Source organism: Microcoleus sp. Pol8_D6, from assembly GCF_036700965.1.
Taxonomy (GTDB): domain Bacteria; phylum Cyanobacteriota; class Cyanobacteriia; order Cyanobacteriales; family Microcoleaceae; genus Microcoleus.
This window is the reverse complement of record NZ_JAUBPW010000023.1, coordinates 1-11,999: the sequence shown is the minus strand read 5'-3', so window position 1 is coordinate 11,999 and position 11,999 is coordinate 1. Positions and strand designations below refer to the sequence as shown.

Below are 11,999 nucleotides of genomic sequence, written 5' to 3'. Positions count from 1 at the left end.
CGACAATAATTGCCTAAAAGCGACAATCTCATAAACCTGCCCCCACCCAACGACAAATCGCTGTTAAATTTGAGCACGATATTTATTAGGAGTCAAACCGACAATTTTGCAGAAAGTCTTGCTAAAGTGACTTTGGTCGTGAAACCCGACTTGCTCCGAGATATATGTTATTGATAAATCTTGCCTTTTTAACAACTGTTTGGCTTTCTCAATCCGACACTGGGTGACGTATTGATGGGGAGTGACTCCAATTGATTGTTTGAACAAACGACTGAAATAATAAGGACTAATCTGCACTAAGTTAGCCAGTTCAGCTATGTGCAAATCTCGGTTTAGGTAGTCATTTATGTAGTTAATAACAATCTGCAACTTGACAGGATCGAGACCGCCTTCAAAATCTAGCCTATGCGGTTTTTGTGCACAATAGCGGTGAAGTATGTGCATTGAAAGCGCGTTTTTCAGTGCATCGACATAAAGAGTACCGTTTATTCCACCTGATTCGAGTTCGGTTTTGAGGGCCCAGCCAATGCCGAGAATCAAAGGATCGCTGATTTTCCAGTGCGGTATAATTTCAATGAGGTTTGAATTGGTCGATTCGTAAACTGTATTGTCGAAGTCGGTAGGTTCAAGAGCGATCGCTATAAATTCAGGATCTTCGACTGCACCTGACTGGAAATCAGTACCAGCACCACCGATGAAAATTTCTCCTCTTTGCCATGGTTCGCTACCGTAGTGTTTCCCGTTGAGTATTCCGTTTACTGTAACTGAATTGAGTATTAGCCCAATGTTGTGTTGTTGGAAACAGTGTTCGGGAGTTTCGTCTGCTGGCTGACGGTGATATTCGGCGTGAATTCCCTCCCATTTTGTGCCGTGACTCGATAGGATTGAGGGACTTGGGAGAATCGATTTCATCGCGTCTGCCTGGGCAAAATCAAGAATTAACTGTTTCTCTGAGGACATAGCTTGCACCTTCGACAGTTGCTATTATTCTATAGGTCTGAAATTCCCGCAGTTATCACAGTTATCAAAAGATACCCAGGGCTTACGCGACATATTCTCGGTCTCTTTGTCCAGCATTCGCAATAAAATTTAATGGAATTTGACCCTAGGGCGGTGTAGGGTCGAGTCGGTAATCGGCACTTTCAGAAGCCGTTGCGCCTAAGCTTCTAAGCATCTTGCATTGTATTTTTGGGCTGGCGGGACGCCCACCCCACAAGAAACTTGATGTGATTTGATTGTCAAATTTAGATGCGCCTCAGCTTACAATTAATTACGGATAATTATTAACTTTTAGAACGATAAATCTAAAATCTAAAATCTAAAATCTAAAATCAATTGACGCCCGCTAAAGTTTCCCACCAGTACAAAAGCACTTTACAGGAAACCCGCAGGCGTCAAAATCAAGCAAACTTAAATCTTAGAAAAGACCCAGAGTGAAAGATTTGTCGATGGGGAAAATAGCACCAATACCCAACCACAGAGTTACAGCAGTTCCCAACAGGAAAACAGTAGTAGCAACAGGGCGGCGGAACGGATTTTGGAACTTGTTAACATTCTCGATGAACGGAATCAAAATCAAGCCAACGGGAACACCGGCCATGCAAGCAATACCCAACAATTTGTTAGGCAAAACGCGTAGGAGTTGGAACACAGGCCACAAATACCATTCCGGCAGAATTTCCAGCGGAGTAGCAAAAGGATTAGCAGGTTCCCCAACCAAAGCCGGGTCTAGTACAGCCAAACCCACGCACAGAGAAATCGTTCCCATGATGACTATAGGGAAAACGTAGAGCAAGTCATTAGGCCAAGCTGGTTCGCCGTAATAGTTGTGACCCATGCCCTTAGCGAGCTTAGCGCGGAGCGCGGGATCGCTCAAATCTGGTTTTTTGATAATAGACATAGTGAGAGTGTTCTCCTTTTAGTTTTACCCGGGCCTGGGATTCCGCTGTATTCGTTAGTTTGAATCAGCGGCGCGATCGCAGGAAGTATTAGCCGTAAATAAATATCATGAGTGATGAATTCTGAATTTTCAACTCACAATTGGGCGGGGGGGCAAAAAAAATACCTCCCCCACAACTCAAAACTTACAACGGGCCAGAGATACCTTGCTTGCGAATCATCAAGAAGTGAGCCAGCATGAAGACTACAATCAGCCAAGGCAACACAAAAGTGTGCAAGCTGTAGTAGCGAGTCAATGTGCCTTGACCGACGCTGACACCGCCGCGCAGCAGTTCCACCATCAAAGAACCGACAAACGGGATAGCTTCGGGGACGCCGGAAACGATTTTAACTGCCCAGTAACCGATTTGATCCCAAGGCAGGGAATAGCCGGTCACGCCGAAAGAAACAGTGATGACTGCCAAGATTACTCCTGTCACCCAGGTTAATTCGCGGGGCTTTTTGAAGCCGCCTGTCAGATAAACCCGGAAGATGTGCAAAATCATCATCAGCACCATCATGCTTGCAGACCAGCGGTGGATGGAGCGGATCAGCCAGCCGAAGTTGACTTCAGTCATCAGGTATTGCACTGAAGAAAAAGCTTCTGCTACCGTGGGACGGTAATAGAAAGTCATGGCGAAGCCGGTGGCAAACTGGATCAGAAAGCAAACTAAAGTAATTCCGCCCAAGCAGTAGAAAATATTGACGTGCGGGGGTACATACTTTGTAGTGATGTCATCGGCGAGCGCCTGAATTTCCAGGCGTTCCTCAAACCACTGGTAGGTTTTTGAGTCGGTGATTTGTTTAGAAAACATGGAGCCAGAATTCCTAAAAGAATATTGCTGTGGTTGAGGTTCAGGGCAGCAGCCACAAGGTTTTTTGTCGCCCCGCGCCGAGCAGCTTGCTTTTACTAGCAAATGCCTGAGGCTATTTTTTAAATTTGGAGCTGACGAAAGGAACTCTCTTGTGCGATCGCCTGCAAGCCCTGGGAAACTAAGCGGTGGCTTGTCCCTACTCGCTGGCGTTGCCCGATCGAATTCCAGACTGTGATAAAAAATGTAACATAATTGCCGTGCAATTTTCACGCGCGCGATCGGTTTTTGGACACTTAAAAGGCTTTTTTCGGAATGTCAACATCCGCCCAAGCTGGTATGCGGGGAAGGCTGAGCTACAGCAAGCAGTCCGAGCCGGAAACAGGTTTGCCGGGAGAAGCCGAATTTCATCTCGATCGTAAAACTTCACTTTCGGGCCCAAACGCCCTCATTGTCGATCGAGTAACCCGAACAGGTTCGATCGTCCAATCGAATCTTGTTTTGTAGTCAGGACTTCAGTTCTTACTAACAAAATATGCTGGCTGCAACCTGCGTATTTCCGTAAAAAAAGCCGGTGATTGCCCCCATCCGTAAGTCCTATCACAATTGAAAAGAAAGCAAACTTTCCACAAAAACTGGCAGTATTGGCGAGAAAGGAGTGGGAAGCGGCGGTATCGGGAAGGGAATTTCCGGCAGAGACGGGAAGGATGGAAAGTCTCGCGATGGCGGTGTAAACCCAGTCGAAACGATCGCGCAATCGGATAGACTCACATCTGTAACATTTTTAACGTCGGCGATTAAATCCGATCCGACAAATATCCGAGTTCCCCGTGTCGTACCGTCATCATAAGATTCAAATCTGTAAAAGAAGAAGCTAGGACCGTTACGATCTTGTACGAAACCAACGACTTGGATTTTGTCGCCTTCGATCCGGTTAAAATCCTCAATAACGGCATGGCGACCTTCACCGCCATAGAAGAGGTAAGGGCGGGCATTTGACGAACCGAGAACAAATATGTCGGCTCCATTTTGCCCGATTAAATAATCGATTTGTTCTCCTGTTGAGGAAAAGCCGTAACCCGATATGATGTCATTACCCGGCCCGCCAATCAGGGTGTCGCTGCCTTCATTTCCCTCAAGCAAATCGTCTCCTGAATTGCCGTTAATGTAGTCATTATCTAAGTCACCTCTTAAAGTGTCGTTGCCACTTTCTCCCAACAGGCGATCGCTACCTTTGCCGCCCATTAAAAAGTCGTTGTTGCTGCCACCAAACAAGCGATCGTCTCCATCTCCTCCGATCGCCGTATCATTGCCTTGACCGCCGTAAAGACAGTCATTGCCAGCCCATCCCAAGATACTGTCGTTATTGTTTTCTCCTCTGATTAAATCCGCCCCTTCGCCACCCTCAAGAATATCATTCCCGGCACCTCCTTCAAGTTTGTCATCGCCTTCGCCACCGCTGAGACTGTCGTTACCAGAGTAGCCCAAAAGGCGATCGCTACCGCCTCCACCTACGAGACTATCATTTCCTTCTCCGCCATCTAAAGTGTCATTACCACCCAAACCAGATAGAATATCATTGCCTCCAAGCCCGCACAGGGAATCATCGCCAATTTCACCGGCTAGCAAATTATCGAGATTGTCACCGCATATAACTACCATAAACTTGTCCTCCTGAAAACTATTTCACAATTACAGTCACTCAATTTTAGATTTTGGCTTCTTCCCGTCCACTCAATTTTGAATTTGGGATTTTGTAAAGACTTTAGTCCTGATATCAAGTCTCTTAGCATCGGAATTATTCCTATCTCTCTTCTCGACATCTGCGTGAATCAGCGTCCATCCCTTGTCATCTGCGGTTAATACATTCTCTTTTCTTAACCGCAGATTAGGGCCGATAAACACAGATTCACGCAGATGAAATAGAGCGATTCAGGTTGCATTATCCGTGATTATTGAACGAATTTCAGGGAGACAGAATTTGCCTGTTTCCCTAATATTTTAACTGAAATTGGCGATGCTAATTTGGTTAGCTGTCACGCCATTGATAGCAGCTAAAATTTCACCAGTTTCTGTCAAGCTGATTAACGTTGCAGTGTTGCTAGGGACAATAGAAAGTTGCGAAAAGGTTAAATTGTCGGCAAGGGCGAGGAAGTCGATGCCTGGTTCAAAATCGAAAATGATATCGCTGCCAGAATTGGCTGAAATTAAGAAGCGATCGCTCCCATTTCCTCCTATCAAACTGTCATCGCCGTTTTCACCGCTGAGAAAATCGTCACCGTTATCGCCCAGCAGAATATCGCTAGCTTGACCGCCGTAAAGACTGTCATTGCCTTCACCTCCACTCAAGCTATCTTGACCGCGATTTCCAAATAGGATATCTTCCCCATTACTGCCGAACAAAATATCGCTTTCTTTGCCACCGTAAACAGTGTCATCGCCGTCGCTACCGTCGAGGGAATCATTGCCTTGATTGCCGTGTATCCAGTCGTTGCCACCAAAACCGCTGAGAGTATCATTGCCGCGTTTGCCGGCCATTGTATCGCTGCCGCTGTCGCCGAAGAGGTTGTCGTCGCCGTCAGTGCCGATGAGATTGGAGTTAGCTGGGATCGCATCTATTTCTCCTTCAATCACCGCAACAGCAGGTGTATCGGGCAATGTCGTTTGTTGAATTTTGGTATCTAAGGCAGTACCCGTATTTTCGGCAATAACTTGGGCGATCGATTTCGTACCTGTACCGACTGCTTTTAAGTCTTCAGAGGTTGCGCCTAGGGCTACTTTTTGCACGCGGGCAACTTCTCGGTTAATTGAAGCTGTTGCTGTGTTGGATACAACTTGGTCAATGCGCTGATTTGCTTCGGCCATTACCTTAGCTGCATCGGGGGCAATTTGCAACAATTGCTGAGTGTTTAAATCCGAGTCAAATTGTTGCGCTGCTGTGACGGCGCGATCGACAATTGTTGCTAACTGGTTTGGATCGCTGAGATTGAGAGTAGTCCCCGATTGAATTTGTTGAACGATCGCACTTACAACTGCTTTTACGCTGTCGGTATTGTCCAGAATCGACCCACCGTCTATTAAAGCAGCAGTTTGGGTAATGACGTTTTGTACCTTGACCATTGCAGTCAAAGTTTCTACTCCACCCGCGATCGCGTTTTCGGTAGCTGCGATCGGATCTAAACCCGTTATGTCAACATTAGCGGGAATGGAAAGAGAAGATTTGACGAGAGATTCGGCGCGATCGCTGTCAATTCCTTTGTCAATTAAATCCGCTACTAAAGTCGTTAACAAGGTGACAACAGTAGCGTAAGGCGGGGCAGTGACAGGCGTTTCCAAAGGCAAACCAGTTGCTGTATCAATGCCGCCGAAAGCAACAATATTGCCTTCCTCTGGATCGAGTTCGCCATTTTGATTTTTGTCAAAAATGTTGGAATCTAGATCTAGATCGAATTCGCCGTTATCCGCAGTAGTGGCAGAAGGTTCGCTAGCATCAAGTACCCCGTTTTTGTTGGCATCGAAAAAGACACTAGCACCAGCGATGTAACCGTCAATCACAAAACCGCCGACGCGATCACTCTTGAACCGAATTACCTCGCTAACACTCGCCCCAGATTCATCAGTTCCCGTTACTTTCAGCCAATAATTGAACGATCTTGGACGAGTCGGGCCTAAATTAATCGTGCGAGTTGCCGAATTAAAAGTTAGCCAGGAAGGCAAAGGAATTTCCGGGAAACTTGAACCCGCAATTGGTTGGCGATAGGAACCGCCATTGCGATCGGTTCTCCAGGTAAATGCAGATGAACTTAAATCGCTAAAATTTGCCAGGGCGATCGAATAATTAATGCTGTCACCCGGATCGGGGTCAGTATAGCTATTGGCAGCTAAATTAAAAGCATTACCACTTTGAGAAAAACCCAGCGCTGCACTTTGAGAAAACACAGAACGATTTACAACTGGCGGGTTGTTGCCGACAATACCTTGAGCCAAAGCCAGCATATCAACGCGCTTGAAATTTAAGCCAGTATTGATCACGTTATCGTCTTCGTCGTCGCCGTCATTAATCGTGACGCCCGTTGACTGCAAGAAATTTGCAAACTCAGTTGGGGTTAGTCGGCGACCCAAATCTCGCTGCGCTAACTGCTGCGCTAGCACTGCTATTCCAGCAACATGAGGTGCAGCTTGACTGGTACCGGAATACCTAGTCAAAGGGGTGTTAGGGCCAGCACCCGTAATCAAAGTACCGGGAGCAAAAACGGTTGTTAAAGTGGAGTGGCGCTGAGAATAGGGTGTAATGCGATCGGCATCGGTGGTATAGGCAATAGCGCCAGCGGGTTCTATCCGATAACCCCGGTTCGCATCGTACACCGCACCAATTGAGAGTGAGTTAGGATCGGCTGCGGGGTAGGCAACGCCCTGAACGCTGTTATAGCCCAATGGCCCGAAAGCATTACCTGATGCCGAAACAACAATTACATTCCGTGCTGCTAGCGCTGCTAGTTCATCACTAATGCCGCTCGTGTCGGGGCTGTTGTCATCGTCGTCGCTAATGCCCCTCGTTTGGGGGGTGTTGTAATTGCCGTTATCACCGAGTGACATATTCACACTGGCGATATTGTACGCTGCTGCGTTTTCTACCACCCACTGCAAAGCTTGTTCTATATTCGCGAAAGTGCCGTTGCCCGTATCATCCAAAACTTTGAGATGAATGATGTTAGCACGGGGTGCCATCCCTGTGTGGACTCCATTTTGGGAAGTAGCAATACTAGAGACGTTTGAACCGTGTCCGTCAATGTCGTCAGCTTCGTCATCGCCATAGGCGTAATCGTAATCGTAAACAATGCGATCGGCAATGCCGTCTGAATCACTATCAGAACCAAAAAATGGGTCGTCTAGATCGATGCCAGTATCCAAAATTACTGTTGCAAAACCATTGCCGTCTATTCCGGCAAAACGCGGTGCTGCGCGGAAATCATCGATGTTGATCAGCGGGGCAGATATGTCAGTGGCGGGAGCGAATGTTCCATCTATAACTGAGATCAACTCTCCAGCTTTGTAGACTTGGGCATCTGAACCTGTGGTTGTAATACCGTTCAGCCGGGGTACGACAGACAAGTTGAGATTGTAAGGAGTTTCTCCACCGTTGGCTAAGGAGACTCGGACGTAATAAGTACCGTGTTCTAAAGTGCGGTTAATTGACTCGGATGCGGTGCCCAAATTGTTGGAAGTGGCGATCGCTTTTCCGCTACTGTCTAGCAATTCAACTTTAACATCTGCATTGAGTCCGCCCACGGACAAGCTGAAGTCATTGCTAGCACCCAAGCTGAATTTGTAGTAATCATCAATGTTGCTGCTACTGATAGCATCCTTATAGCTTCCGGTACTCGAACCTACAGCGATTTTTTTGACTAAATTATCAGCAGGTATCGCCGGCGGCATGATGATTTGCACTGGTGTTAGTGTCGGCGGAAAAACTGTAGGCGTTGGTGTTGGTGTCGGCGGAAAAACTGTAGGCGTTGGTGTTGGCGTCGGCGGAAAAACTGTAGGTGTTGGTGTAATTGACGGTGTTGGTGTTGGCGTTGGCGTCGGTGTAATTGGTGTTGGCGATGTTGGCGTCGGTGTTGGCGATGTTGGCGTTGGTGTTGGCGATGTTGGCGTTGGTGTTGGCGATGTTGGCGTTGGTGTTGGTGTTGGTGTTGGCGATGTTGGCGTTGGTGTTGGTGTTGGCGATGTTGGCGTTGGTGTTGGTGTTGGCGATGTTGGCGTTGGTGTTGGCGATGTTGGCGATGTTGGCGTTGGTGTTGGTGTTGGCGAGGTTGCCGTGTCATTGTCGGTAATGGTGACAGTGACAGGCCCGATCGCAATTCCGCTATATTTGCCGTCGGTACTTGTTACGGCGTGATTGATTGTGCCAGTATGAGTACCTTCTACAACTGTGTCATCCGTCGCAGTCACAGTTACAGTTTGGGCAATATTCCAATTAGTGTTGTCGAAGCTAATAGGGGCGATCGCACTTATTTGATTTCCCCCGTCAAAGCTGACTGTTACCTGCGCTGTTGGCTGCGAATTTAGCTGAAGTGTATAACTTCCCGTTGCACCGCCTTCTGCTGCTGTTGTACTGGTGGGATTAACGGTAACGCCGACTGTATCGCTGTCGCTGTTAGTAACGCTGACATCGGCAGCACTGAAATTGCTGTAATTGCTGTCTGTACTAACAGCAGCCTCAGTCACAATAGTGTAAGGAATATCGCCGTCAGCGATATTGTCGCCAACACCTGTCACCGTTACCGTCTGCGGCTGATTCCAGTTATTAGGAGTGAAACTCAAGCTATTAGTAGAAACTGTTCCTTCTGCCGGATTGGAACTGCTTAAAGCTATCGTCACAGGTGCCGTAGGTTGAGTGTTGAGGACAACACTGAAATTAGCCGTACCTCCCGCTTCTGTTGTCGTTAATCCTGCTGTGGGATTAACGGTAATGCCGGGAGTTTCGTCGTCGCTATTCGTAACGGTGACATCGGCAGCACTGAAATTGCTGTAATTGCTGTCTGTACTAACAGCAGCTGCAGTGAAAATAGTATAAGTTTGATTGCCGTCGGCAATATTGTCATCAACGCCTGTTACCGTTACAGTTTGCGGCGCACTCCAATTGGCGGGAGTGAATGTCAGCGATGGTGTAGAAACTGTTCCCTCGGCAACATTGGAACTGCTTAAGCCAACAGTCACGTTAGCAGTTGGTTGAGAGTTGAGTTGGACAGTAAATGTTGCTGTTCCTCCTGCTTCTGTGGTACTTAATCCGCTATCGGGATTGACTGAAATTCCAGCAGTGTCGTCATTAGTAATAGTAGTTGTCGCACTAGCAGTTGTAATTGTTGGAGTCGGGTCTGGTGCGATCGGATTTGATAAGGTGATAGTAATAGTTTCATCCGGTTCGATCGCACTGTCGCCCAAAACATCCAAAGTAATCGTTTTCGATGTCTCGCCCGCAGCAAAATTAACCGTACCATTAACGTCAGTTGCCCCGGAAGTGCCACCGATATTGTTGTAATCGCTGCCGTTTGTAGCAGTTCCGGTGATCGCATAATTGACGCTACTGGCTGCACCTATACCGCCACTGCGAGTAACGGTAAAAGTAACGGATACAGTTCCCGTATTGCCTTCAGCTACCGCAGCTACAGCGGTGGAAACCGCATAAGAAACAGTGTCGTTACTGGGAATAGTTAGGGTCGCTTGATTTGTCGTCCCTGCAATGTCACCTGCGATCGTACCAAAGTTGAGAATGACTGTTTCTGCATTCTCAGCGATATTGTCAGGTTTAATAGTGACTGCAATATTTTGTTCCGTACTTGTTCCGCCTGCGGGGAAAGTTAGGGAAGTCGGCGATAGGGTGTAGTCAGAATTTTGGGTAGCGCTGCTGTTGGGGTCGATGACAATGGGTACAATGACATCAGCAAAAGGATTGCCGCCGCTGATAGTGACGGGGATATTAACGACTGTATCTGCATCCCCTTCAGTTCCGCTGAAAGTAGCCGTACCGAAATTAATTGTGTTCGGTGAATTCAAGAGAACTGAAACATTATTAGAACCTCTGTTAGCAACTGCGAGATCGAGTCTGTCGTCCGCATTGAAATTTGCGATCGCCAGAGAACTCGGATTTGTTCCGACGCTAAAGTTGGTCGCACCGCTAAAACCGCCAGTTCCATTTCCCGCCAAAATTGAAACGTTATTAGAACCGCTGTTGCTAACAGCTAAATCTAGTCTGCTGTCGCCATTAAAATCGCCAATTTTAATCGCACTTGGGTTTAAGCCAACATCAATGTTGGTCGGAATGCTAAAACTGCCATTTCCTGTGCCAAATAAAATTGAAACGTTATTAGAACCGCTGTTGGCTACCGCGAGATCGAGAAAATTGTCGCCGTTCAAATCTCCGAGTGCGATCGCACTCGGACTTTGACCGACATTAATATTAGTAGGATTGCCAAAACTGCCTTGACCACTTGCCGATAATATGGTAATACTATTAGAATTTCGGTTGGCGACGGCGAGATCGAGTAGATTGTCGCCGTTAAAATCTCCCGCAGCGATCGCGCTGGGACTTTGCCCAACATTCACAGTAACAGGAGTGGAAAAACCGCCTTGTCCCGTTCCCAAATAAATGCCAACATTGCCTTCAGGTACAAAACCATTGCCACTGGATTGAGTAACGGCAATGTCGGGTAAATCATCACCATTAAAATTGCCGACAGCGATCGCGCTAGGATTTTCGAGGGCAGTCAAAAATCCCGGAGGGTTAAAGTTGCCATTACCCGATCCTAAAAAGATATAAATGCTGCTAAATTCGACACCTTGCGCGGAAGTTATCGCTAAGTCAGAAAAGTTATCGCCGTTAAAATTGCCAACTGCGATCGCGGTAGGACCCAATACCGGAGTCAAATCAGTTCCAGAGTTAAATCCTCCTTGACCGTTTCCCAGTAAAATAGAAACCCTATTCGAGGTGGGGTTAGCAACAGCTAAATCTAAGATGCCATCGGTATTGAAATCGCCAGTCGCAACAAAGGATGGACTGGTTCCCGCATTAAAATTATTAGGAGAACTAAACGTATTGAGAACGTGACTGTAAGCTGCGATCGCTTCTGGCACAAATACAATGCCAGCTTTAATTACCCCCGCTGTCACTGTTAATTCCCAATCGCCACCTTTTGCCACACAACCTGTCAGATTCTCAGAAGCAGCAACACTTGCCCCTGTTAGTTGACTCAGGTTTTTGACAAATTCTTTACCTATATTTCCTTTAGCAACATTGCACCCGTAGAGCTAAATTTCGGCATTTGGTGTCAGCCCGCCCGCCCATTTCTTAACTGTTTTGACAAAATTGTCGGCGCGATTTATCAAATTTTGCCAACTCAATTCAACGTTCCCCAGTTGCAAACAACCGGGCTTCCCGTGGGCAATAATGTGAATTACTGAAAATTTATTGCCCTGCAAAGCTTCCGCAATTTGTTCGAGGCCGTTGCGGTTAGTTTCTAATTTAATTACTTCGGTTTCAGGGATAACGCCGTCGATTAATGTTTGACAGTCGGGGACGGCAGCATCGATAAATGCGATCGCTTTTGAGGAAATTTGAGTCATTGACTTTAGGGAAACAGCCGTTGGCGCGATCCCTAAGTCTGGGATGTTTGGTAGTCCTAAACAAGTAATGATAAATTGTAGTGATGGATAAAATACCAAATCGCACCGATGTGATTATTTAATGAC

General features: G+C 46.9%; 6 protein-coding genes and 1 pseudogene. 1 reads left to right on the top strand and 6 read right to left on the bottom strand.

Features of this window, described 5'->3' with window-relative positions; all coding sequences use genetic code 11:
- Nucleotides 1–63: 63 nt before the first annotated feature.
- The 3 genes from QUA10_RS11650 to petB all read right to left on the bottom strand — a co-directional run bounded on the left by QUA10_RS11650 (nucleotide 64) and on the right by petB (nucleotide 2,753).
- A complete protein-coding gene (locus tag QUA10_RS11650; RefSeq protein WP_333082814.1) occupies nucleotides 64–960 on the bottom strand; it encodes an AraC family transcriptional regulator in 897 nt (298 codons plus the stop codon).
- Between the two features lie 457 nt (nucleotides 961–1,417).
- The gene (gene petD, locus QUA10_RS11645; RefSeq protein ID WP_333082815.1) at nucleotides 1,418–1,900 is read right to left on the bottom strand and encodes a cytochrome b6-f complex subunit IV; all 483 of its coding nucleotides are present in this window, start codon (nucleotides 1,898–1,900) and stop codon (nucleotides 1,418–1,420) included.
- A 184-nt stretch (nucleotides 1,901–2,084) separates the two neighbouring features.
- On the bottom strand, nucleotides 2,085–2,753 hold the full coding sequence (gene petB / locus QUA10_RS11640) for a cytochrome b6 (protein ID WP_015174799.1): 669 nt from the start codon (nucleotides 2,751–2,753) through the stop codon (nucleotides 2,085–2,087).
- Nucleotides 2,754–3,065: 312 nt separating this feature from the next.
- Between petB and QUA10_RS11635 the strand changes: the two genes are divergently transcribed.
- Complete coding sequence (locus QUA10_RS11635; protein ID WP_333082816.1) at nucleotides 3,066–3,257, top strand: hypothetical protein; 192 nt, start codon at nucleotides 3,066–3,068, stop codon at nucleotides 3,255–3,257.
- A 93-nt stretch (nucleotides 3,258–3,350) separates the two neighbouring features.
- Here QUA10_RS11635 and QUA10_RS11630 read toward each other — a convergent pair whose 3' ends face one another.
- The 3 genes and pseudogenes from QUA10_RS11630 to QUA10_RS29105 form a co-directional block, all read right to left on the bottom strand.
- Nucleotides 3,351–4,412, bottom strand: coding sequence for a calcium-binding protein (locus tag QUA10_RS11630; RefSeq protein ID WP_333082817.1), 1,062 nt, complete (start codon nucleotides 4,410–4,412; stop codon nucleotides 3,351–3,353).
- Nucleotides 4,413–4,751: 339 nt separating this feature from the next.
- Nucleotides 4,752–10,856, bottom strand: coding sequence for a S8 family serine peptidase (locus QUA10_RS11620; protein ID WP_445251692.1), 6,105 nt, complete (start codon nucleotides 10,854–10,856; stop codon nucleotides 4,752–4,754).
- Nucleotides 10,857–10,958: 102 nt separating this feature from the next.
- Nucleotides 10,959–11,873, bottom strand: a pseudogene (locus tag QUA10_RS29105) (DUF4347 domain-containing protein); the annotation flags it as partial.
- Nucleotides 11,874–11,999: the final 126 nt, after the last annotated feature.

Excerpts from the sequence above, each read along its gene's own strand:
- petD (WP_333082815.1), bottom strand. The coding sequence starts at position 1,900 with ATGTCTATTATCAAAAAACCAGATTTGAGCGATCCCGCGCTCCGCGCT.
- QUA10_RS11650 (WP_333082814.1), bottom strand. The coding sequence starts at position 960 with ATGTCCTCAGAGAAACAGTTAATTCTTGATTTTGCCCAGGCAGACGCG.
- QUA10_RS11630 (WP_333082817.1), bottom strand. The coding sequence starts at position 4,412 with ATGGTAGTTATATGCGGTGACAATCTCGATAATTTGCTAGCCGGTGAA.
- QUA10_RS11635 (WP_333082816.1), top strand. The coding sequence starts at position 3,066 with ATGTCAACATCCGCCCAAGCTGGTATGCGGGGAAGGCTGAGCTACAGC.
- petB (WP_015174799.1), bottom strand. The coding sequence starts at position 2,753 with ATGTTTTCTAAACAAATCACCGACTCAAAAACCTACCAGTGGTTTGAG.